The sequence below is a fragment of the Paenibacillus sp. J22R98 genome (genome assembly GCF_059383835.1).
The window spans coordinates 48,988-73,009 of record NZ_JBXENW010000010.1 but is presented as its reverse complement, the minus strand read 5'-3'; the positions used below and the strand labels follow the sequence as shown (position 1 = coordinate 73,009).

The window sequence follows — 24,022 nt, the reverse complement described above, 5'->3', positions numbered from 1 at the left end:
GAGATGGGGACGATTCAATATCCTTGGATGGCTGAGGGGGCTACGATCGGGGTTACGGCACCTTCGTCCGGTGTAGATCCGGCGGCACATGGGCTGCTGGAGCAGGTTAGGGAACGACTGGCAGCGAGAGGGTTCACCATTCAGTATGGCGCGACAACCTATACGCAAAATAAAGCGAAATCCGCTCCGGCGGCCGTACGTGCGCAAGAATTTAATGCGATGATGCAGGATGGCGGAGTCGATTTAATCATTCCGCCTTGGGGCGGCGAATTGTTGATTGAGATGGTGGATCAGGTAGACTATGATCATCTGCCCGCCAAATGGGTGCTCGGGTATTCCGATCTGAGCGTACTACTGCTTGCAATTACGCTCAAGACCGGAATAGCGACGGCGCATGGCACGAATATCGTGGACCTCAGAGGAGTAGTGCCCGATGAGACGACTGCCATGTGGCAATCCGTTCTATCCACTAGAGCCGGCGAATCCTGTGTGCAGCATTCTTCGCTTCATTATCAGAAGGACTGGGTGAACGACCACCCTAATGTATTTAACCTCACGGAACCAACCTATTGGCGCAAAGTGCTGCCAAGCGGGGGGATCGAAGCACCTGGCGGTGAGCACGATGAGCGGTTCAGCGGCAAAACGGTCATAAAAGGAAGACTGCTCGCGGGCTGCATCGATGTCGTCCGGCATCTGATCGGCACGCCGTACGGCGATGTTCGGCAGTTCAGAGAGCAATACATGCCCGGGGAGCCGGTGGTCTGGGTGCTGGAGAATTGCGAGCTGAACACCGCGGATGTACGCCGGTCGCTGGTCCAGATGAAGCTGGCCGGCTGGTTCGAGAACTGCTCCGGCATTCTGTTCGGGCGCAGTCCTGCAAACAGACCGGTCGAGAATTACACCATTGAGGACGTGTACACCGACTTGGCCGCTGAGCTCGGACTGCCAATTGTCATTGACGTCGATTGCGGGCATGTTCCGCCGCAGATCACGCTGATTAACGGAGCTTATGCGGAAATCGAAGTGGAAGCGGGCAAAGGGACGGTTAAGCAATCTTTTGTATAGCAGGATGTGCAGTGGGGAAGCTACCGAACATTCGGTGTTAGGAAGCTTCGGAAGGTAGGGATAGGCAATGATATTTAAAGGCAAGAGGATCTACTATGTGCTGGGTGCAGTGCTCGTGCTGCTTCTGCTCAATACATTCATGGGCACGCGCAACAGCTCAACCGTGGAAGAAGTGCTCAATAAGGGCCATATGAAGAAGGTGCAGGTCCTGTATCAAACGAAAGCGGATCAGGATACGTTGGCTTTCTATTTGAGCGTGCCGGAGGACCAGGCGGTAAGTGCGGCCAAGGACCTTTCGGTAACGGATATGGGCTACGGGTTGTTGAAAAAGAACATTTTTGGCAAATGGGTAACGAAGCAGTCGGCGGAATATGGAAGCATCAAGGCTTACCTCGCGGATGACGGGTTTACAGGCGAAATCGCACTGGTACCGACAATGGTGTACGGAGTTATAACCGATGAGCGAATCGGATCCATAAACGTTACGTTTCAAGATGGAGATAAACAGGTCCAAACGAAAGCGACCGTCGTAGACACCAAACCCCTCCGACTCTGGTATGCACTGACGGATGAGCGGGTCGCAGATCGAGATGTGAAGCTGGAAGCTGTCGGTCAAGATGGCAAGGCTTTAGCGACGAAGAAGATTTCTTTTAAATAAAAGAGTCTTATGTGGGAGGGCGCTCGCGTTTGCAGGGATATAATGTGCTGATGATTTACAGCAAGGATGAGGAACGGCTGCTCATGTGCAAGCGACTGAAGGAGCCGTATAAAGGACTAAGCAACTTGGTTGGCGGCAAAATCGAACCCGGTGAATCGGGGATAGAAGCAGCATACCGTGAGCTGGCGGAAGAAACCGGGATCGCTCAAGCGGATGTCACTTTGCATCATGTCATGGACTTCACCTATTATCTACAGAGGTGTTACGTGGAGGTTTACGCAGGCAAGCTGAAGCGGGATGTCGAGGTGGCAGGCGATGAGAATGAACTCTATTGGTCGGAGCTGCACCATGATTTCTTCGACATGTCGCTCTATGCCGGTGAAGGCAACATCGGGCATATGATCGAGCAGGTAAACATGAGCAAGGTACTTGCGATGGATGAGACGTGAACAACAAACGCCCTTTACTAAATTCCGCCTAGAAGCGGCTTAGTAAAGGGCGTTTTATTTACAAGGATTTAGTTCGTCGAACCTTCCAGTCCGGCAGCTTCAGCCACGATCTCATAGGACCGCAGACGTGCGGCATGATCGTAAATCTGGGAGGTGACGATGAGCTCGTCGACCATCGTTTCGCTTAGAATTTCACGCAGGCGAGCAGCCACGGTTTCCTTGTTTCCGGTAATCCCATACTTGGCTCTGGATTGCAGGGCTTCCCGCTCATGCGACATCCACAGCTCATCCATGTTCTCGATCGGCGGCTGCAGCTTGCCCGGACGGCCGCGAATGAGGCTGAGGAATTGCTGCTGCTGCGAAGTCGCAAGGAAGCTTGCTTCCTCATCGGTCTCTGCGGCAACGATGTTGATGCCGATCATGACATAGGGCTTCGCGAGCACTTCGGAAGGACGGAAGCTGCTGCGATAGAGATGGATGGCCTGCATCAAATACTCCGGTGCAAAATGGCTCGCGAAGGAGAATGGCAGTCCGAGCTCGCCTGCCAGCTTCGCGCTGAAGCCGCTCGAGCCGAGCAGCCAGATCGGCACATCCAAGCCTTCGCCCGGCGTTGCGCGGACAGGCCTCAACGAATCCGCCGGCGGATGGAAGAAAGCGCGCAGCTCGGCAAGCAGCTCCGGGAACTCCTGCCCGTTCGAAGCCAAATCACGGCGAAGCGCGCGGGCTGTCGTCTGATCAGAACCGGGCGCGCGGCCAAGGCCAAGATCGATCCGGCCCGGATACATCGACTCCAGCGTGCCGAACTGCTCGGCGATGACAAGCGGCGAATGGTTCGGCAGCATAATGCCGCCGGAGCCGACGCGAATTCGTTTCGTGCCGCCGGCCACATAGCCGATAACGACCGAGGTAGCCGAGCTTGCGATGCCTGCCATGTTATGGTGCTCGGCGAGCCAGTAGCGGTTGTAGCCCAGACGCTCGGCGTGACGGGCGAGGTCTAGCGTATTGCGGAACGCGTCCGCCGGTGTCCCGACATCGAGAACCGGTGCCAAGTCTAATACAGACAGAGGAACTTTTATAGAATCAGTCATCGTTGATATGACCTCCTGTATGATCGTAGTTTAGGTGAGGGAGTGAACCATCGACACCCTTTATTATGGAACACCCTCAAAGTTTATTCAAGCAGCTAACTAATTACTAGTAAATAACAATTATACATCAACCTGTCGGGGAGGTAACTGGCGATTTGTGGAGAATTATGTAGGATACTCCTCCTGATTAATGTCACCATCACAGGTGGAGCGTTTCATGCCTGATAGAAGCAACTACTATGCCGGGGGTGGCAAATGCTGCTGAACATCCTGAAACGCATCGCTTCTGTGTCTATTTTACCCAAGCTTGTCCTCACTTTCCTTGTTACCCTCACACCGCTTTATATCATCAGCTGGAAAATGAACGAGACCGGCTCCTCCCACGTCCAGAAAGAAATTACGGACTCCCTTGTATCGCGAACCTCCCTATATATGAACATGCTGGAATTCGACATCGACAGTGCCATTCGGCAGCTGCAGGAGTATGTCAATGACGATGACTTACTAAAGCTGTCCTCCTCCTCCGAGGTGATGTCGGAGATTGAGAAGATGCAAGCGCAGCTGCGGCTCAAGAGCCGCTTGGATGCCCTTCAGAAATCCAGTAAATTCGTGAATAATGCCATTGCCTTCATACCCGCTATGAACCGTACCGTTTCTGCGAATGCCAACGTCATCGGCAATTTCGATGAGGCGCAGTTCATCGCGCTGAGCAAGTCGACGAATCGGTTCGAGTCTCCTTTTCTATTGTGGAAGGACCGGCTCTTCATTAGTATTCCATATCCCGACCCGGCTATCTCAAGCCGAAGAAGTCCGGTCTTCCTTCTTGCCATTGAAATTTCACGCCCTGAATTAAGTAAGGTACTGCAGGAGTTTACGAATGAAGGCGGCCATACGGCGCTGGTTGGAAACAAGCAGCCTTTTCTGATTACAGGCGGATCGGACGCGGTGGATGAGGAACTCATTCATGATTTTCAGCACGAGGAAGAAGCGGCGGAAGAAGGCAAGCTGCAGTCGGTGGAATGGAAAGACCAGTCCTATCTGGTGGTCTCCAATCATTCCCCGCGGCTCGACATGACCTTGCTTATGTATGTGCCTGCGAACAAAGTAAACGCATCGCTGCAGGTCTACCGGTTCTGGTTCTATGTGCTGTCTGCGATGTCCGTTTTTCTGGTCTTGCTGTTCTCCTACAGTATTTACCTCATCATTCATCAACCGTTAAAACGGCTCGTTCGGTCATTCCGGCGCATCGAGCAGGGGCAATTCAACCTGGAGGTCCATTACCCGCTGCAGGATGAATTCGGCTATTTGTACGGGCAATTTAACGGTATGGTGAAGCGGCTGGATGTACTTGTCCATGAAGTCTATGAGCAGCAGTATCTGGCCCGTCTGGCGGAGCTGCGCCATCTGCAGTCGCAAATCAATCCGCATTTTCTGTACAACAGCTATTTTATTCTGTATCGGATGGCCCAGCAGCGAGACCATGAGAACGTTATTTATTTCACGAAGCATCTGGGTGAATATTTTCAATACATTACGCGCGACGGCTCGGACGAGGTGCCGCTGGCAAGCGAGATTCACCATGCCCGTACTTATGCGGAAATCCAATCGATCCGTTTCTCCGAGCGGATTATGGTGGAGTTTGAAGAGGTGCCTGAGGAGCTGCGCGCGTTCCCGGTTCCTCGTCTCATCGTCCAGCCGATTATCGAGAACGCCTATAACCATGGCTTGGAGCATAAGCGTAAGAACGGTTTAATTACAGTCGAATTCAGCACGAAGCCGGGTGCTATCGAGATTTCCATTACCGACAACGGGGAGAACATGGATGAAGAGAAGCTGCGCGAGCTGCAATTAAGCTTGCTCGACAAAGCGCAGCCCACAGAGCATACCGGTCTGCTTAATGTCCATCGACGCATTATTATTAAATATGGGGGCGGCGGTCTGACGCTCAGCTTGGGGGAGGAACGAGGCCTCAAGGTGACGATGACGATTCCGAGGGAGGCTGGTGCAGAGGATGAACCGCTTATTGATTGTGGATGATGAGAAATTCACGGTAGACGGCCTATATGAGATGATCGAGGACACGCCGGATTTGGAGCTGGACCTCTACCGGGCCTACTCCCCGGAGGAAGCGCTGGAGTGGCTGGCAAGAACGAAGATTGACATTGTGCTCAGCGACGTGCGCATGCCGGGCATGACGGGACTTGAGCTCCAGCAGCGAATTGTGGCGCAGTGGCCGCGGTGCAAAGTGATTTTCCTCACCGGCATTCATAACCTGGAAACCGCGCAGCTGGCCATTCGGACAGGCTCCATTGACTATATTCTCAAGACCGAAGGCGACGAGGCCATTATTCGCAGCATTCGCAAAGCGATTGAAAGTCTGGCCGCGGAGTCGCAGAGCCAACAATTCATGCTGCAGGCCAAAGACCAACTGAGCCGGGCGCTGCCGCTGCTGCACCGGGATTGGCTGATGGCGGTGCTGGAGTCGAACGGAGTTCATCCTACTGTGACGGAAGAGAAGCTGCAGGAGCTGCGCATTCCGCTGCGCAGCGGCGCCCCTGTTATTCCGCTTATCGGTCGCATCGACCGCTGGGGACAAGGGAGCTACCACGACAGAGCTTTAATGCTCTACGCCGTCCAAAATATCGCTTCCGAATACTATGCCCCGCTTTCGGTATTCACCGCGAGCATAGATATGCATCATTTTGTCTGCTTCCTGCAGCCGGCAACCGGTGAGCACACCAGCGATTCGTGGCGCGACACGGTCAGCTTCGTGCAAGGCACTATGGAATCGATCCAGCAAACCTGTGACCGGCTGCTGCATCTGCCTGTTTCGCTTATTTGCGGCGCACAGCCTGCGGAGTGGGAACAGCTGCCGCATGTATATGAGCTGATGAAGAAGAGATTGGTTGTCGGACTCGGCACGAGGGATCGCATGCTGCTGATCTTGGACCAACGCGAGGAGGGGAGCGCTCCTCAGGCTGCCCTGCCACCGCTGCGAACACTAACGCTGCAGCTGGAGCGGTTGCTGGAAGACGGTACCGAGGAGGCATTCGCTGAGGTAATCAAGCACTATACCGCACTGCCTACGCAATATGCCGAATATGCGCTTGTCTACTATGCCATTGCCAATTTGCTGCTTAGTCAGCTGACACAAGGCGGGGAAGCGCTGACCGGCGAAGGGGATGCCGCTATTATGGATGGACTCATGAATCTCTCCGCCCATCAATCGCGAGAGGCATCGCTGAGCTATCTGCTTCAGACGGCATCCATGATCTATACAAGGCGCAGATCCATCCAGCATGAACGGACCCATCAGTTGATTGCGCGGCTGCATCAATATATACGGGGCAATCTGGGCGGTGATCTGTCGCTTACGAGCTTATCCGAAATCGTCTACCTAAACCCCGCCTACCTGTCGGTTCTCTACAAACAGCAGACAGGCACGAACCTCTCGGAATACATTGCCGAGCTGCGTCTTGAGAAAGCGAAAGAGCTGCTTACAGCCACGTCACTCAAAATCCACGAAATTGCTGACAAGGTCGGTTTTGAGACATCGGGTTATTTTATCCGCTTCTTCAAGAAACGAATTCAGCTGACTCCGCAGGAATATCGGGCAAGAGAATAGCTGCCTGAGCGAAGGGCAGGGACTGTTGTCCGAATCCTCGGATTCCCGTCCCACCCTTCGCGATTCCTATACAGGAGACCACGAATCTATAGATTGTTCCATAGTGAAGCAAAGCGCCGTCATTTTATACTGAAGGAGAAGGAAGCTTGCAAAATAAAAGGGAGGCTAGGGGAATGCGAAAGCCATTCAAATGGACTGCGGTTCTGCTTATGACTTTTATTTTCATTTTTGTAACCGCTTGCAGCTCGGGGAATAACAACTCCAACAAGAATACTTCCAATTCCACAGGGGATGACAAAACCAATACATCGACGAATACGGCAGATACGAGCAACAGCACGAATACGAATACAACAGAGCCGGAACCGGCGGCAGAGCCTGATCCGTACTTCGGCAAATACGATCCGCCGATCGACATCACAAGCGTGCGTATCATCAACGATACGTTCAAATTCATGGAAGGCCAAACGATCGACAACAACATGTGGACGCAGGCTCTCCAAGAGAAGCTGGGCATCAATGTAAAATATGACTGGGTTGTCAGCGGCGATCAGCCGGGCGGCCAAGGCGAGCAGAAGATGAACGTTTCCATCGCTTCAGGCGACCTGCCGGCATTCATTCCGGTTAATGCCAAGCAGCTCAAACAGCTGCAGGAAGCTGATGAGCTTGAAGATCTGACAGCTGTGTATGAGAAATACGCTTCGCCTTTCCTCAAGGAAATTCTCAATCAAGACGGTCCGGCCGCACTCGCTTCTGCTACGTTCGGCGGCAAGCTGATGGCGATTCCGAACACCGGCTCTTCCATGGATGGAGCGGGGATGATCTGGATTCGTAAGGATTGGCTCGACAAGCTTGGCCTTCAGCCGCCGCAATCGATGGCTGACGTGCTGGCGATTTCCGAGGCATTCACGACGAAGGATCCGGACGGCGACGGAAAAGCGAACTCCTACGGCATCGCGATGAACAAAGACCTATACGGCGGCTTCGCCGATATTACAGGTCTTATGAACAGCTATCACGCCTATCCGAAATCATGGATCAAAGACGCAAGCGGCAATATTGTCTACGGCAGCATCCAGCCTGAGATGAAGACTGCGCTCGGCGTTCTGCAAGAGCTGTACAAGAAAGGTCAAATTGACAAAGAGTTCGGCGTTAAAGACGGCGGTAAAGAAGCCGAATTGACGGCATCGGGCAAAATCGGCATGCAGTTCGGTCAAATGTGGAATCCGCTATGGCCGCTCGTTGACAATAAGAAGAACGACCCGAATGCGCAGTGGCAGTCGTACCCGCTTGCTTCTGCCGACGATCAACCGGTTACACCGCAAGTCGGCTTCTCGACAGGGCAGTATTTTGTCGTGAAGAAGGGTGCTGAGCATCCGGAAGCGCTGCTGAAAATGATCAACCTGTTCGTTGAAACCGGCTGGGGTGAAACAACAACGCCAGAGAATTATGCGAAATACTTCACTAGTGAAGGATTCGAGAAATTCAAAAACATGCCGTTCCAAGCATGGCCAGCTCGTAAAAACCTGGATATCTACCTCCATGTGACGGCTGCGCTGGACAGCAAAGATACATCTGCCCTTAATCCGGAAGAAAAGGATATGTACGATAAGACCGCTTCTTGGATGGATGGATCAAGCAAAGAACCGCTGAACTGGGCGTATGAGCGCGTCTTCGGCAAGGAAGGCTCGTTCAAAGTCATCGATCAATATGTCAGCGGCAAAGCACTCAAGCTGACCGAGTTCTACGGTGCTCCGACGCCTGCGATGGTCGAGAAAGAATCGAACCTGCAAAAGAGAGAGCTTGAGACGTTCACGAAGATCATTATGGGTGATTCGCTCGATACGTTCGATAAATTCGTCGAAGAGTGGAAGAAGCTTGGCGGCGATGAAATCACGCAAGAAGTGAACGATTGGGCGAAGAACAAATAAGTAGGCGTAGTTGATGCAGGCGGGGGGAGCGACGTCTTCCCCCGTTTTTCTACTAAGCAGGGCAGGGAGGGAACGCTTTGTTACGTAAAAATTGGAGCGGACAGCTTCCGCTGCACTTGATGATTTTGCCGGGTCTCATCCTCATACTGATTTATAGCTACGGTCCAATGTTAGGCTTTGTCATTGCCTTCGAGAAGTTCAAGCCCGCTATAGGCGTCATTCATTCCAAATGGGTTGGATTGGATAACTTCCGTTATGTGATGGAAATGCCGGAGTCCAGACAGATTGTATGGAATACGATCTTGATTGCTATTATGAAAATCATTGCCGGCCTAATTGCACCTATCGTTACTGCACTGCTTCTGAACGAGGTGCGCAAGGAAGTATTCAAACGCGGGATACAGACGGTTGTGTATTTGCCTCACTTTCTGTCTTGGATCATTCTCGGGGGCATTCTGATCGATATTTTGTCGCCGACGAGCGGGATTGTCAATCAAGTGCTGGGGTGGGTCGGTATTGAGCCGATTTATTTTCTTGGGGATAACAACTGGTTCCGTTATGTACTGGTGATCACGGATACCTGGAAGGAGTTTGGCTTCAATACCATCGTTTATTTAGCGGCATTAACGAGCATTAATCCGACGCTGTACGAAGCGGCTATCGTCGATGGGGCAGGCCGATGGAAACAGACGCAGCATGTAACGCTGCCGGGGATGATGCCGATTATTATCTTGTTAATGACCTTAAGCTTAGGAAACGTGCTGAACGCCGGGTTTGACCAGGTGTTTAATTTATATAGCCCGCAGGTGTACGAGACGGGAGATATCATCGATACTTTCGTCTATCGAATCGGTCTGGTTGATGCACAGTATGGGGTTGCGACAGCGGTAGGTATATTTAGATCGGTCGTCTCGCTTTTCAGCATATCATTGTCCTACTATTTGGCTTATCGATTCGCCAATTATCGTATTTTCTGATGAGAGGAGAGGGCGGGAGTGCTGGAGTATTACACGGTTAGTCGCAGATTGTTTCTATCCTTTAACTACGTCTTTCTTGCCTGTCTCGGTCTGCTATGTATTTTGCCGATTATCCACGTCCTTGCTATTTCGTTCAGTTCAAGTGCGGCTGCTCAGGCGGGTTATGTCAAGCTTTGGCCGGTGCAGTTCTCACTGAGCTCCTATGAATATGTATTGCACAAACCGGCATTCTTCAAATCCATTCTCGTTACCTTGAAGCGGGTTGCCCTTGGTATTCCGGTCAATATGCTGCTCACTGTGCTGATTGCGTATCCGCTTGCTAAGGAAGCGAAGAAGTTCGCCTTTCGGACGTTCTACGCTTGGGTGTTCGTCATCACGATTCTATTCAGCGGCGGTCTGATTCCGCTCTATATGACGATCAAATACACCGGAATTATGGATAGTATCTGGGCGATGGTGCTGCCAGGCGCAGTTCCCGTGTTCAACGTTATTCTGCTGCTGAACTTCTTCCGCGGATTGCCGAAGGAGCTGGAGGAAGCGGCGTTTATGGATGGTGCCGGACACTGGACGACGCTGTGGCGGATTTACCTTCCGCTGTCGCTGCCGGCGCTGGCGACAATCACCTTGTTCGCAACGGTTAACCACTGGAACTCCTGGTTTGACGGGTTGATTTTCATGAACTCACCGGATCACTACCCGCTGCAAAGTTATCTGCAGACGGTCGTTATTAACCGGGATTTGACGCTGATGTCCTCCGCAGACATGAAGTCGCTCACCGAGGTGAACGACCGGACCGCGAAGGCGGCGCAGATTTTCCTCGGCGCGCTGCCGATCTTGATGGTATATCCGTTTCTGCAGCGGTTCTTCATGAAAGGCATTGTGCTTGGAAGCGTGAAGGAATAGAGTTGGTGAAATGCTGGGCTGCCGATCTTATGTGTCGGTGGCCTTTTTGCTGTTTGCAGAAGGGAGTGCGACGCTTAACTGAAAGTACCGCGATAGCGCCTCTGTGGATGCTGAATGGCGCCGAGAGTTCGAAAATGAGACTCTCAGCCCTGAAAGTACCTGAGTTTCACCGCATACGTATGCTGAGAGTTCGAAAATTGAACTCTCAGCATCCAAATGGTCGCTGAATGGCGCCGAGAGTTCAGAAATGCGACTCTCAGCGCTGAAAGTACCTCAGTTTCGTTGCCTACGCAGGGCGAGAGTCCGAAGATGAGTCGGAAAACACTACGATGTTCCCACCGCACCGGCCACGCAAACCAAAAGTCGAACCCCCGCGCGCCGTTTATGAAGGAGTTAGCACCCGGTATAGCCAATTATATCCATGAGTGTCAGTTAACTTCAAAGGGGGATGGGCGACATAGCTTCATTTTTCTCGCGTCATACGACAGAACATTTCATCGCTTACTCCAGCTCGCACATGGCGGTGCTCGCGATTATGGTGGTACTGGCTCTTCTCATGTTCGGGTTCAAGTCAAAAATCAGGCTGCACGCATCAGCTAAAACGATCATCCATTTCGTTATTCTGGTAGGGCTGATCGTCCCTCAGGTGATCCTCTATTTCTGGTATGCCGACCAAGGGTTATGGGATGTCCAATATACACTGCCGCTCGAGTTATGCAGTATATCGCAATTGCTTGCAATCATTATGTTAATCACGCGAAGCCGCCTCTTGTACCAGATTGTCTTCTTCGCCGGAATCGGCGGTGCGCTGCAAGCTATGCTGACTCCGGATCTGGATTATCCGTTCCCGCATTTCCGGTTCTTTCACTTCTTCGTTGTGCACATCGCGATTATTCTCGCGGCGCTGTATATGACCTGGATTGAAAACTACCGGCCTACTTGGAAATCGATCGGAATCACGATGATTTTCCTAAATGTTCTCCTCGTTGTTGTGGGAGGTACGGATTACTTGTTAGACGCCAACTATATGTTCCTGCGGCACAAGCCGGAAGGCGCTTCTTTGCTCGATTTATTGGGGCCGTATCCCTACTATTTGGCCGTGGAGGAGCTCATTGCGCTGCTTATATTCACGCTGATGTATCTGCCGTTTGTTCGGTGGAGAAGGAAGGAATAGGGCACCCACCTGAAAAGCCCTGCGACTGCGAGGTGGATGCAAACAAGAAACGGCTAACCCTGAGGTTGCGAAAGGGCCCGTTATGGCCATGAGTTCACGCTAACGAATCCTGAAGGTCTTATTGCACGAAATTAGCGAGTAAATAACGCTAACGAATCGTAGAAGCACTATTGTGGCAAAATGGACCGAAATTGGGCCAATATACCCCGAATAGCTTCTGTAGGATTCGTTAGAATTATAAATCCTATTATTTTGTTGAAATAAGACCACTAGGATTCGTTAGCGTGCATGAGTTGGGGGATCGATGTTTAGCATCCAAGTCAATAAACTGACCCGGAAGCTGCAAGCCGCAAGGCGCAATTTCAGGTTAGCTTTTTCTTGTGAGTGCTTTTTCAAACCTAATAATTCGCTTATACAAATCTAACAGTTATCTGAAACTCTACTGCTATGATCGGGTTAGGTATCCATAGAGGGAGAGGATTAGATGACGCCAATCAGTAAAGAAGTACAGTCCCTTGTTAATCAACTTCATCTGTCAGACAATGAGATCGCAGAGAAATTCCAATTTACGCAATTTGGCGAGAAGCTATCGCTTGAAGAAGCGAAACGATTTATCGCGTTCCTCAAGCAGGAACTAATGGTGGCTTCTACCTAATTGCTGTGATCGTTAGCAAAATCTATCTATCTGCCATATAGAGATTCGTATAAAATTCCGCTGTGCTAGGAAACAAAATCCAGTATAATGGATGTCAAAGACTAGCATGGGAGCGTGCGAATGAATTATTCCGGGAGTTTGCCTGTATTGAATGTCATGGAACCTATTGTGGCGGCTGTGTTGGAGGAGCATTATGTGAAGACAGGAATCCTCAAATGTGGCTGTGACCGATGCAAGCTGGATATTTTACTCTTATCACTCAATCATCTTCCTACTCATTACACCTCTTCTCAAGAAGGAGAGGCTTATATTAAAGCGCACTATTTGAACCCGCAGCAGCAGTCCGATGTATTGCGTGAAATTACGGAAGCCATCAAAGTGATTGAATTAAAACCGAATCATAAGTGAGATGCCAACCATCCGTTCGTTTTATGAGCGGGTGGTTTTCTATGATTATAGCGCGGCTTTTTGCGAAGCAGCAGTAAAATATGGCAAGATAGAGACATACGGCTATAGAAGGAGTGGGAGTTATGCGTCAAGTGCTGGTATTGGGCGGTACGCGTTTTTTTGGCAAGAAGCTGGTGGAACGTCTGTTGGAAGCGGGCGATCAGGTTACGATCGTAACCCGGGGAGCGCAGGAACATCCATTCGGAGATCGTGTGCAGCATCTGCTGGTTGATCGGACGAATGCGGAGGCGCTGGCGTCCGCGATTGGAGAAGCTCGTTACGATGTCGTGTATGACAACATCTGCTATAAGCCCGGAGAGGCTGAGGAGGCGGTTAAGCTATTCGAAGGTCGCATCGGTAAATATATTGTGACCTCGACGCTTAGCGTCTATCCGTTCGGGGAGCCGCGTAAATCGGAGTCGTACTTTGATTCGTTGACGTATCCGATTCCACAGCCCTATCCATCGGAGATCAACTATGGGGAAGGCAAGCGGTTAGTTGAAGCGGTCTTCTTCCAAAAGGCTTCGTTCCCCGTCGCCGCAGTTCGTTTCCCGATTGTGCTCGGAGACGATGATTACACAAGGCGGCTGCACTTCCATGTGGAGCATGTGCAGCAGGGGCTGCCGCTTGGCATTCCGAATGCCGACGCGGTGATGTCTTTCATCGATGCGGATGAAGCGGCCGCGTTTCTGGACTGGCTGGGCCGCAATACGGAGACCGGCCCGTTCAACGCATGCTCTCGCGGGGAGATTTCGCCGGGCGGCATTGTGGCCTGGATCGAGAAGGCGACGGGTCAGCAAGCTTACGTGGCGCTGGAAACCGATGAGCAGCATAGCTCGCCGTTTGGCGTGCCGGAGCCGTGGTACATGGATACGGCCAAGGCGGAAGCGGCCGGCTACAAGTTCCGCGAGCTTAACGATTGGATGCCGCCGCTGATTGAGCGTATAGCACGGGAAAAGAAATAAAATTGAGCTGCCGAGTGTCGCAGAAATGCGATGCTCGGCAGCTTTTCTATTTATGCAGGGGAGGTTATCGCTCATATTTATTGGAAAAACAGTCCATACTACTTCGGAAAATGAGGAACAGATGGAGGGTATATGAAGAAGAGTCGATTTACACATACGGGCCGAGTGACTTGGAATGGACTAATAGCTGCTCTGCTTACGGTTGTTATAGGTGTTACGCTGATCGGGATGAATGGGACGGTCGCGCAGGCAGAGCCAGCTCCAGCGCAGGAGCAGGGGCAAGATCAGGTGAAACCGCCGCTGATGGCTGCGTTTGTACGCGGAGGCGCATTGTGGGTGAAAGTAGACGGCAATGAGAAACAGCTCACGCAAGCAGAGCATGTCATTTCGCCGAAGTGGTCTTATGACGGACAATGGCTTGCATATGCGGCCGGGGAGCAATCGAATGAGCTGTGGATGCTGGAGATATCGACAGGATCGAAGCATTTGATTTCCGCGAACGGCGGGCGCAATTATAAATGGTCGCCGAATCGGCTATTGCTCGCTTTCGAGGAACAGCAGCGGCTTTATGTCGTTGACCAGCAGGAAGCTGCGAAACCGGTAGAGGTGAGCTCGTCGATTGGGAACATCAGCAACTATGCTTGGCTGCCGAGTGGTGACGGGTTTGTGGCATCGACACAAGCGGAGTTTAACGGCCAGACGCCTGTGCGCATTATGCAGCTTACGATGCAGCCCGGGGCCGACTCCGTTCAAACGAAGGAGCTGTATGTGCTGCCTTCACAGTTGAACGAATTGCCTGTAGTGGGAACAAGCGTGTTCAAGTGGTCAGCCAGCGGCAAATGGATGGCGTTCCTTGCTATTCCTACCGCTTCCCTATCGGCAGATAGCAACACATTGTGTGTGCTGGCGGCCGACGGTTCCGTATTCAAGCCGGTCGATCAGATGGTGAACCACGCCAATTGGATACAATGGTCGCCACAAGACGAGGCGCTGGCTTATATCGGCGGAATTGGCCGAGAAGCCTCGTCGAATAAACAGCTGCGCGTGACGAACGTTCCGGAGATTCAGCTGAGGAATGATTTTACGCCGGCAGGTTTTGTCGATCAGGATTTCACCTGGCGAAGTCCGGTGGACATCGTCGTTTCGCGGGCGAAGGCGAGCGAAGGACCGGACAGCTCGGGGAACCGACCTTTTCCGAACCTGGTGAACGTGAAATTGGATGGGGGACAGCAGAAACAGATCACGAAGAGCGCAGAGGGCTACGGGGATTATGGTCCGGTTTCGCTTGGAACGAACGGACTTAGCTGGGTAAGATCGAATCGCAGCATGGCCAATGTGCTTCTGGCGCCTGCCGGTCAAGGGGAGAAGAAGGCCGCGCAGTGGATCGCGAACATCGATATCGGTACTAATTACTATGAGCAATGGAATTGGAATTCAGTACTGAAATTTTTTAGTAAATAGTGTAATTAAATACGCTCGAAATAGCCTCGAAATCAATGCTTTTGACTTTGAGGCTATTTTCTATGTCCAATCTAAGTTTGCGTACATCTTCCTTAAAGCAAAAGAAATAACATTCTTACCACAATTTAAATAGAACTTGGAAGAAACTAAATGAATGAATTTCGGGTATCTACCATTATAGTAGAAGTGTGTGTGTTACTTAAGTCCTATAACTCCATCAGATTTTCTTACCAATAGAGGAGAACCATATGCGAATCATCCTTTTATCCGGGGGGTCAGGAAAAAGATTGTGGCCCCTGTCTAATGATTACCGCTCGAAGCAATTTATGAGGGTTATGGCTGCCCAAGATCCCTCGGAAGATGTTCAAACCTCGATGATTCAGCGCGTTTGGGCAAAGCTGGAGGAACATGGCCTTGCCGAATATACAGTCATAGCTGCCAGTAAAGATCAGCAGGAAATCATTCAAGCTCAAATCGGGGAAGAGGTTCCCCTTGTTCTTGAGCCGAGCCGAAGGGATACATATCCCGCTATTTGCCTGGCATCCAGCTTCCTAAGCAGCAAATTGAAGGTCAGTGCCGACGAAGTGATTGTGGTTATGCCCGTCGACGTCGATGCGGATGACGATTTTTTCGCCTCGATTAAGCAGCTAGCTATTCAATTTGAAGGCACGGTGGGTAATCTTGGATTAATGGGGTTAAAGCCAACGCACCCATCCGAGAAATTCGGTTACATTCTCGCGAGCACCATGCACGAACAATCCACGCTGCTTCAAATTGATAGATTTGTAGAAAAGCCCTCCACGGAGGAAGCATCCGCGTTAATTAATCAAGGAGCACTTTGGAATTGCGGCGTTTTTGCTTATCGATTGCAGTATGTCCTGGACTTGATTAAGGCGGAATCGTGGCCGGTCGATTATGAGCGTCTCGAGCGCCAATATCCTACCCTGCCGTCGATCAGCTTCGACTATCAGGTTGTAGAACGGGAACGGAATATTCTCGTGTATCCGTATGATGGGAAATGGAACGACTTGGGCACATGGGACGAGTGGACCGATACGATGCCTCATCATTTGAATGGGAAGGGCATCATTAGCGACGATAGCGTGAACACCTATATTATTAACGAATTACAAATTCCGGTCGTCGTGATGGGCATATCGGATGCGATCGTTGCCGCAAGTCCGGACGGAATCCTGGTGATTGACCGGGAGGCCAGTCCAAAGGTAAAGGATCTGGTACAGTCCATTTCCACGCGTCCTATGTACGAAGAAACCGAATATGGCTGGTATCGCATCATCGACCAGGAAAATCAGCAACCAAACCGTCAAGTCGTGACGAAACGCGTTCATATTTGGGCAGGTAAACTTATGAGTTATCACGAGCACGAGTTTCGAGATGAAATATGGACCTTCATCAGCGGAACGGCGGAGGTTCTGGTAGACGACCGGAGATTTCAGGCGAAAGCCGGAGATGTCATCCATATTCAAGCCGGTTCGAAACATGCCATTAAAGCCATAGAGCCTGTTAACTTTATTGAGGTTCAAATCGGTGAGCATATAAGCGACTCCGATATATGCCGGCATGACTACGATTGGGAAGAACGAAAGTAGCAAGGAAAGGATGACCGCAAGCATGCAGGTTGTAAGAATCGGTGATGCCCTCCTGAAGGAAGGCTTAATAACAGAAGCCCAATTGCAGGAGGCCGTTGACTACCAAGCCAAATTCGGCGGTCGGATCGGCGATATTATTGCGGAGTTATTCCATGTTGATCGCGAGAACATTCAATTGGCAACAAAGAAGGTCGCTTCCAAAGGGCGGCTTGGCGAAATGCTCGTGCAGACAGGTGAAATTACGCAGGAACAACTGAGCAATGCTCTTGCTTTCCAGCAAAAAAGCGGCGGCGTGCTGGGCGATATTCTGTTGTCTTTGCGTTACATTGAGCCGGATCGGCTGTACAGAGCCATCGCGACACAGAATCAAGTAGGGCGCATTGGGAGCGAATTCTCGATCGAACAAGAGTTGAAGCTGCCCGAATCGACGGCCAGAGCCTTTAACGCCATTATTATTAATAACGATAAGAACCGACTGTTAGTAGCTGTTGGTTCGATTCTAACGGCAGAACAGCTAGTCGAGCTCGAACAGCACCTCGGACAAGCGGTAGAACAAGTCTTGGCTACCCGCGAAGAAATGGAGTTCTTCTGGAAGGCTGCCTATGAGCAGGAGCTCATGGATGAAAGCACGACGAAGCTCATGCTCGCGCAGCCCGAGAATTCAGCACACATTACGATTATGTCTTCCCAATGGCTCATGTTCGGCATTACCGTTGCGGTTTTGCTCGGCGGGTTACTATGGAATTGGCTTTGGACGTTAATCATTGTGAACATCATTATTCAAATCGCCTATATCGGCATGTCCGTTTTCAAATACACTATTATCTTGTTCGGCATGAAGCAATCTTCTCAGCTTCGTTTTACTCCGCAGCAGATCGATGAGATCGATGAACGAACGCTTCCGGTCTACACGATATTAGTGCCTATGTACAAGGAGAGCGCCGTCATTCCTCAATTGCTTCAGAATATCGAGGGCTTGGATTACCCCAAAGCCAAACTCGACGTAAGACTGCTTATTGAGGAAGACGATACGGAAGCACAGGAAATGCTGAAAGCGATGAATTTACCGGCCTATTATACGGTTCTTGTCGTACCGCACAGCCTTCCCAAAACTAAACCGAAAGCCTGTAACTACGGGCTGATTCGGGCATACGGAGAATACGTGGTCATCTACGATGCGGAAGATAGACCCGACCCCGATCAGCTCAAGAAAGTCCATCTGGCTTTCATGCAAGAACCGGAGAATTGCTGCTGTATTCAGGCGAAGCTGAACTATTTCAACAGCGAGCAAAACATTTTAACCAGATGGTTTACGCACGAATACAGCATGTGGTTCGAATTATTGCTGCCGGGTGTCATGCAATTGGACATTCCGATTCCTCTCGGAGGGACCTCGAATCACTTTAAGATGAGCGTGCTTAAAAAGTTGAATGCCTGGGATCCGTATAACGTGACCGAGGACGCGGATTTGGGGGTACGGCTTTACAAGGCGGGCTACAAGACGGCTATCGTCGATTCTCATACGTGGGAAGAAGCCAACAGCCGGCTAGGGAACTGGATTCGTCAACGCTCCAGATGGATCAAGGGATATATGCAAACATGGCTTGTGCATATGCGAAACCCGATCAAGCTATGGAGAGAAATCGGCACCAAAGGATTTATCGGATTCCAAGTCATGATCTTGGCGACACCGATGCTTCCGTTGTTGAATCCTATTTTCTGGGTGATGCTCGTGGTTTGGTACTTGGGGAAGGTGGACGCGATTTCGTTGTTCTTCCCGGGTCCGATTTATTACTTCGCCGCCGTTGAGCTGTTCTGCGGGAACTTCCTCTTTGTCTACAGCAATACGATGGGCATCTATCGCATTACCGAGCAGCTGCAAAACAAGAACAACTCGGTATTCTCGTTTGGTAACGTCAAATACACGCTGCTCACGCCGATTTATTGGATACTGATTAGTATCGCGGCAGTCAAAGCGGGCATTCAACTCATTACCAATCCTTTTTATTGGGAGAAAACAACGCATGGGCATGCACCTGCGAGCGCAAGTGAAAAGATCGGTGCATAGCCGCTGCTTACCTTACAGATGGAGGCTCGCAAACCATAATGATTCATTCATCTCCACAGCAGCAAAGTAGGGCGGACAGGCTGCTAGCTTGGATTTTGTTCTTATTCGTCAGCCTGACCGCGTTCGCGGTAGGTTTCTATATCAGCTATACGCAAGGGTACATGCATTCCGATTCGGTCAGCCGCGTCGCGAATGCGTTTTATGTCCTGTATAGCCGGGATCCCCATTTAGGCGCGATCGGGTTCGTCTGGACCCCGTTGCCGAGTTTATTGGATCTTGTCGTTCTACTGCTCTATCCCGTGTTCCCTGCTTTAGCGTCCCACGCGCTTGCCGCGGTCGTTGTCAGCAGCATCTTCTCGGGACTCGCGTCCATGTTGTTATACAAGACGGGAATCCGCTTCGGCTTGCCGAAGTGGTTAACGCTGAGCATCGTGATCCTGTACTCGCTGAACCCGTTTATCTTCTTGTTCGGCGTAAATGGCTTAAGCGATTCTCCTTATTTATTTTTCCTGCTCTACGCCATGATTCAGTTTACGGATTGGATGGAACGGAGGGACTCGACCAGTCTGGTGAAAGCGGGCTTTGCTTTGGCTCTCGCCTTCTGGACGAGGTATGAAGCGGTACCGGTAGGGTTTGCGATGGCGTGCGCGGTATTCGTCGTGATCTGGTTTATTTTCGGCCAAACGGGCCAAGAGGAATCAAGGAAGCTTCGATTCAAACGGAAGTACCATCATATCGAGGCGACTTGGATCCTTCTTCTTCTTCCGGTCGTATTCTCGGGTCTCATCTGGATTTTCTTTAACTATACGATCATGCACAATCCGCTTTATTTCTTGAACTCGGAATATTCGAATGTCGCGCAATCCGATTCGCTAAAGGCAGACGCTAACTTTGAGAAAATATTCAACAGTCCATTGCTTGCGCTGTGGCTCTGCATCAAGAAAACAGCGTGGTTCTCGGCCCCTCTTATCGGCGTTATTATCCTTAGGGTGATGAACAAGCGGCTTTTCAAGTGGGATATCGCGGTTCTCATTCTCGTGTTTTGTTCCATTCCCGCATTGCAGTTTCTGTTGCTGTTAAACTCGTCTTCCTTCGCATGGTTCCGTTACTTCATGTACGTGTATCCGATAACGGTAGCTTGGTTGCCCTATGAGTTAAGCAAGGTGAAAATAAACTTCCGAAATTGCGCGGTTATGCTGAGCAGCCTTGTCGTGACGGTTGGTTTGCTCACTTATGCCTTGACGAATCCGCTCATTGCGCCGGATGAGAATACATTCCTGACGTACAAGCAGGGCCGGCATATTAAAAGCATCCAATTGGATCGTTCGGTAGCCAAATGGCTGGACGAGAATCTGCAGAACGATACGATTCTAACCGATAGCGCCGCATCGTTCATGATCATCGTGAACAGTAAATATCCGAAACGATTCATGATTACGAGCGATTATGACTTTAGAGATGCCGTTTCTGATCCGAAGGGAAATGGGATCGATTATATATTAATTCCGCGTTTGCCTGTGTACAGCACGATTAATAAGACCTATCCGAACTTATTTGAGCATGGCAGTGAGTTTGCCACGTTCTATAAAAGCTTTGAAGATCCGATGCATCGTTATGAATGGCGATTATATAAGGTGGTAAAGGGGGAACAAACAATTGAAGGACATTGAAATTTCGGTCGTGATCCCCGTCTATAACGAAGCGGTTCATATCGCCGGTTCGCTTCGAACCGTCGCGGAACAATTGCAGAAGACGACATCCTCTTTCGAAATCATCGTCATTGATGACGGCTCCCGGGACGAGACGTGGAGCAAGCTGTCATCTCTCGGTCAGCAAATGCCTGAGCTGTATTCCTATAGGCTCAGCCGCAATTTTGGCAAAGAATATGCGCTTTGCGCCGGCTTGGATCAGGCGAAGGGAAGAGCCGTCATTATTATGGACTCTGATATGCAACACCCCCCGAGCCTGCTATCCCAGATGATCCATCTATGGAGGCATGAAGGCAAACAAATCGTCGAATGCGTCAAAGTAAGCCGCGGCAAAGAACGATTCGATAAAGCGCTTGGCGCATCGCTCTTTTACAGCTTATTGAATCGATTATCCGGCATGGACTTGCGCGGAGCCTCCGATTTCAAACTGCTCGATCGCAGGATCGTAGATGCGTGGAAGCTTATGCCTGAGCGAAACCTGTTCTTCCGAGGGATGACGGCGTGGGTCGGTTTTGAACGCGCGCAAATTCCCTTCGAGGTGCCGGAGCGCGTCGGCGGGGACAGCCAGTGGAGCCTATTTAACCTCATTAAACTCGCGGTACAAGCAATTGTTGCGTTCTCATCCATCCCGTTACGGGTTGTAAACTTATTTGGTGTGATCTTCTTGGTTGGTTCCGTCCTCCTGGGTATTCAAACGTTGGTTCGTTATTTCATGGGCACGGCCGTAAGCGGATTTACGACGGTCATCCTGCTCCTTCTCTTTACGGGTAGTCTCATCCTAATCTCGCTTGGTATAATAGGAGAGTACGTGGCTTCGATCTATCAGGAAGTTAAGGGCAGACCTCGCTATTTCATAAGGGAAGCTGCCCATGGAACAGCCGCGGGGGACAAGTTTGAATATCATGCGGAAGCGGCCGCAAGCATTGAGGAAACATGAAACTTAAGATCATGATCAAGTACGGTGTTGTTGGCATTATCGGAACGGCTCTTCACTTTATTTCGCTCATCGCATTGGTCGAACGCCTTCACTTCCATCCCGTGCTGGCATCGGCAATCGGCTTTATTGTTGTATTGGCGGTATCTTATTATTTGAATCAAAATTGGACGTTCTCCTCCGCGCCTTCCGGATTACGCGCGATAGTCAAGTATACGGTTGTGTCCGTAAGCGGGTTAATGTTAAATACCGGCATCATGTATGTCGCGGTTGAAGGATTGCACTTACGGTATACCGTCGGCCAGCTGCTGGTCACGGTCGTCATTCCTTTGTTTAACTTTGTCCTGAATTATTATTGGACGTTCCGCAGCGGCGAAACGACGGCTTTATCGTCGGAGAGAACCCACTAGAAAAAGAAAGGGCGGTTATGGCATGATCGTGAATGAGCAAATAAAAGCATCCGAGGTGCTGTTAACGGGGTTAAATGGCGAGTCGCTTGGCGTTGTCTCCCGTGAGGAAGCGCTGGCGCTTGCAAGAGAGTATAAGGTTGACTTGGTCTGCACGTCTCTGATGAGCAGCCCGCCGCCTTGCATGCTGATTAGCAGGGGGGCAGCCAAGCAGAACGCATCGGCAGTGAAGCGCGAGGAGCGGAAGAAGGATCAGCCGCTTAAAGCGAAGGAAATCCGGCTGACGCCGCATATCGAAGAGCATGATTACGACACGAAGCTGCGCCAGTGCGAGAAGCTGCTGGCTTCCGGCAATGCCGTTGATCTTGTCGTTCGTATCCAAGGGAAGGAAGGACCTAAGGCGAAGGAGCTGCTTGAACAGCTGCTGAAGGACCTATCCGGAAGCGGGAAGAAGGAAACGGGCATTCAGCTAAGCGGCAAACAGGCCGCGGTACGCGTACTGCCGTTGTAATAATAAAGGGGCATCCGTATAGTTGGCGGATGCCCCTTTGTTGTTTGGCACTAGAACGAGTGTCCGTCTGCGTGATTGGAGTAGCGCTGCTCTTCATCATTATCCGCGCCGTCAAAGGCATGCTGGACGTTGTCGACGATTTCTTCAATCGCATGGCTAATCATGTCCAGAGGGCTGGTGTCCTGATGGTCTAGCGGCGTATTGATGCCCGCCGCCGTATTAGAGGTTTCGTTGTATGCTTCTCTGTCTTGGTACTGCTCTCGGTTACGCATTGCTTAGGCCCACCTTTGCTTGGAGTATTCGTGTCTGTCACAATTCACTCCTATTTTGCCCCGCGATGTCAGGTTACAACCAAAATAAGCAACAAGTTCCAATTATCGCAGCGCAATATCATGGAATCGGTTATGGACCGTTTCCCGCATGAACTGCTTGATCCGTGTAATGGCTTCTTTCTCGTGACCTTTGGCTTCCCTAAGCAGAGAGGTCAGTCGGCCGGCATAAGCAGTATCGCAATCCTTATCAGCGTAACCATTGCCGGATGCGGCGCTCATTTCCTCCAACAGCTGACCCCACATCTCGCTCACCTTAGCGTAACATGCTGCGATCGGCTGGCAGCCGGGCCAGATAAGCCCGAGCGCGATTGTATACTCGGCGATATCATGCTTAGCTGCGGTATATGTGCGAATCACCGCCAGCGCCTCGGCTGGATCGTATTCACCATGCTCCAGCAGCTCGATCAGCGCGATGTAGGCCTGCTCACCGCAGGCGTATTCGCTTGCCGGGAGCAGCGCATCATGCGATTCCCAGTAGTGAATCGCTTGCATGAGCGACTCCCGGTACACCTCATGCGGATCAAGCGCGATGTGATTTTCGATGCGTTGATAGTACCAGTAAGGGGAGTCGCCGCTGCGTCCGAAATCCGCATAGGGCAGCTGATGAAGCGCCTCATCTGCTTCCGAACCGTCCGAATACAGAAGAACCTGCGAAGCATCGTCGTATCCGGCGGCGATGACGAATGCATCCTTCCAGAAGATCGCACCGGCGCCGCGGTCAAGGGACTCTTTAATAGCCCGAAGCGCGTGCTTCCGATATAAAGGGAAGGCATGATCGAAGTTGAAACCCGCGTGCTGCGCGCTGGTCATGCCAATGAAATCGGCAGCCAGAAAATGCTCCGCCAGCCAATTGTAAGCTGTAGTGGAGGGTGCGGCCAGCCTGCGATGGACAGTAAAACGAAAGCCCAACGAGGTCATACCTGCCAGCATCGATTTGGATTGCGTGAAGAAACTTTGATGGACGAGAACAGCGTGCATCGCATCGATATACGAATGGGATTGCAAAGTGAGCTGTAAACTTACTAGTCTTATCGGTGCCATGAGCAGGGACAC

Annotated in this window: 22 protein-coding genes; 19 read left to right on the top strand and 3 right to left on the bottom strand. The window is 51.0% G+C overall.

What is annotated here, in order from left to right:
- Positions 1-3: 3 nt before the first annotated feature.
- The 3 genes from AC50Y3_RS24335 (at position 4) to AC50Y3_RS24325 (ending at position 2,172) form a co-directional block, all read left to right on the top strand.
- On the top strand, positions 4-1,065 hold the full coding sequence (locus AC50Y3_RS24335; RefSeq protein ID WP_494821317.1) for a S66 family peptidase: 1,062 nt from the start codon (positions 4-6) through the stop codon (positions 1,063-1,065).
- Positions 1,066-1,132: 67 nt separating this feature from the next.
- Positions 1,133-1,723 carry a hypothetical protein gene (locus AC50Y3_RS24330; RefSeq protein ID WP_494821316.1) on the top strand — a complete coding sequence of 197 codons (591 nt, stop codon included), beginning with the start codon at positions 1,133-1,135 and terminating at the stop codon, positions 1,721-1,723.
- Between the two features lie 29 nt (positions 1,724-1,752).
- Positions 1,753-2,172: an NUDIX hydrolase gene (locus tag AC50Y3_RS24325; protein ID WP_494821315.1), complete on the top strand. Its 420-nt coding sequence runs from the start codon at positions 1,753-1,755 to the stop codon at positions 2,170-2,172.
- Between the two features lie 68 nt (positions 2,173-2,240).
- Here AC50Y3_RS24325 and AC50Y3_RS24320 read toward each other — a convergent pair whose 3' ends face one another.
- Positions 2,241-3,260 carry an LLM class flavin-dependent oxidoreductase gene (locus AC50Y3_RS24320; RefSeq protein WP_494821314.1) on the bottom strand — a complete coding sequence of 340 codons (1,020 nt, stop codon included), beginning with the start codon at positions 3,258-3,260 and terminating at the stop codon, positions 2,241-2,243.
- A 255-nt stretch (positions 3,261-3,515) separates the two neighbouring features.
- On the opposite strand from AC50Y3_RS24320, the gene AC50Y3_RS24315 reads away from it, so the two are divergent.
- From AC50Y3_RS24315 to infC, 16 genes are all read left to right on the top strand, one after another.
- Positions 3,516-5,297, top strand: a complete 1,782-nt coding sequence (locus tag AC50Y3_RS24315) for a sensor histidine kinase (RefSeq protein WP_494821313.1) — start codon at positions 3,516-3,518, stop codon at positions 5,295-5,297.
- Positions 5,272-6,885 (top strand): response regulator transcription factor, encoded by a 1,614-nt coding sequence (locus AC50Y3_RS24310; RefSeq protein WP_494821312.1) that lies wholly within the window; start codon positions 5,272-5,274, stop codon positions 6,883-6,885. Before AC50Y3_RS24315 ends, AC50Y3_RS24310 begins: the two co-directional genes overlap by 26 nt.
- 173 nt (positions 6,886-7,058) lie before the next feature.
- The gene (locus AC50Y3_RS24305) at positions 7,059-8,816 is read left to right on the top strand and encodes an extracellular solute-binding protein (protein ID WP_494821311.1); all 1,758 of its coding nucleotides are present in this window, start codon (positions 7,059-7,061) and stop codon (positions 8,814-8,816) included.
- Positions 8,817-8,935: 119 nt separating this feature from the next.
- Positions 8,936-9,793: an ABC transporter permease gene (locus AC50Y3_RS24300; RefSeq protein WP_494821490.1), complete on the top strand. Its 858-nt coding sequence runs from the start codon at positions 8,936-8,938 to the stop codon at positions 9,791-9,793.
- An 18-nt stretch (positions 9,794-9,811) separates the two neighbouring features.
- Positions 9,812-10,696, top strand: coding sequence for a carbohydrate ABC transporter permease (locus AC50Y3_RS24295; protein ID WP_494821310.1), 885 nt, complete (start codon positions 9,812-9,814; stop codon positions 10,694-10,696).
- Between the two features lie 448 nt (positions 10,697-11,144).
- The gene (locus tag AC50Y3_RS24290; protein ID WP_494821309.1) at positions 11,145-11,870 is read left to right on the top strand and encodes a YwaF family protein; all 726 of its coding nucleotides are present in this window, start codon (positions 11,145-11,147) and stop codon (positions 11,868-11,870) included.
- A gap of 484 nt (positions 11,871-12,354) precedes the next feature.
- The gene (locus tag AC50Y3_RS24285; RefSeq protein ID WP_494821308.1) at positions 12,355-12,525 is read left to right on the top strand and encodes a hypothetical protein; all 171 of its coding nucleotides are present in this window, start codon (positions 12,355-12,357) and stop codon (positions 12,523-12,525) included.
- A gap of 120 nt (positions 12,526-12,645) precedes the next feature.
- Positions 12,646-12,933: a late competence development ComFB family protein gene (locus AC50Y3_RS24280; protein ID WP_494821307.1), complete on the top strand. Its 288-nt coding sequence runs from the start codon at positions 12,646-12,648 to the stop codon at positions 12,931-12,933.
- Between the two features lie 122 nt (positions 12,934-13,055).
- Entirely contained in the window at positions 13,056-13,937 is an 882-nt protein-coding gene (locus tag AC50Y3_RS24275; protein WP_494821306.1) for an NAD-dependent epimerase/dehydratase family protein, read from the top strand.
- A gap of 132 nt (positions 13,938-14,069) precedes the next feature.
- Positions 14,070-15,398 carry a translocation protein TolB gene (locus tag AC50Y3_RS24270; protein ID WP_494821305.1) on the top strand — a complete coding sequence of 443 codons (1,329 nt, stop codon included), beginning with the start codon at positions 14,070-14,072 and terminating at the stop codon, positions 15,396-15,398.
- Between the two features lie 248 nt (positions 15,399-15,646).
- A complete protein-coding gene (locus tag AC50Y3_RS24265; RefSeq protein WP_494821304.1) occupies positions 15,647-17,008 on the top strand; it encodes a sugar phosphate nucleotidyltransferase in 1,362 nt (453 codons plus the stop codon).
- Between the two features lie 22 nt (positions 17,009-17,030).
- On the top strand, positions 17,031-19,076 hold the full coding sequence (locus AC50Y3_RS24260) for a cyclic di-GMP-binding domain-containing protein, MshE-related (RefSeq protein ID WP_494821303.1): 2,046 nt from the start codon (positions 17,031-17,033) through the stop codon (positions 19,074-19,076).
- Positions 19,077-19,114: 38 nt separating this feature from the next.
- Positions 19,115-20,746 carry an ArnT family glycosyltransferase gene (locus tag AC50Y3_RS24255; protein ID WP_494821302.1) on the top strand — a complete coding sequence of 544 codons (1,632 nt, stop codon included), beginning with the start codon at positions 19,115-19,117 and terminating at the stop codon, positions 20,744-20,746.
- Positions 20,733-21,722, top strand: a complete 990-nt coding sequence (locus AC50Y3_RS24250) for a glycosyltransferase family 2 protein (protein WP_494821301.1) — start codon at positions 20,733-20,735, stop codon at positions 21,720-21,722. Before AC50Y3_RS24255 ends, AC50Y3_RS24250 begins: the two co-directional genes overlap by 14 nt.
- Positions 21,719-22,129 (top strand): GtrA family protein, encoded by a 411-nt coding sequence (locus tag AC50Y3_RS24245; protein ID WP_494821300.1) that lies wholly within the window; start codon positions 21,719-21,721, stop codon positions 22,127-22,129. The genes AC50Y3_RS24250 and AC50Y3_RS24245 overlap by 4 nt, the downstream gene beginning before the upstream one ends.
- A 22-nt stretch (positions 22,130-22,151) precedes the next feature.
- Positions 22,152-22,637 (top strand): translation initiation factor IF-3, encoded by a 486-nt coding sequence (gene infC, locus AC50Y3_RS24240; protein ID WP_494821299.1) that lies wholly within the window; start codon positions 22,152-22,154, stop codon positions 22,635-22,637.
- A gap of 50 nt (positions 22,638-22,687) precedes the next feature.
- Here the strand turns inward: infC and AC50Y3_RS24235 are convergent, their stop codons facing one another.
- A complete protein-coding gene (locus AC50Y3_RS24235; protein ID WP_494821298.1) occupies positions 22,688-22,909 on the bottom strand; it encodes a hypothetical protein in 222 nt (73 codons plus the stop codon).
- Between the two features lie 102 nt (positions 22,910-23,011).
- Entirely contained in the window at positions 23,012-24,010 is a 999-nt protein-coding gene (locus AC50Y3_RS24230) for a hypothetical protein (RefSeq protein WP_494821297.1), read from the bottom strand.
- Positions 24,011-24,022: the final 12 nt, after the last annotated feature.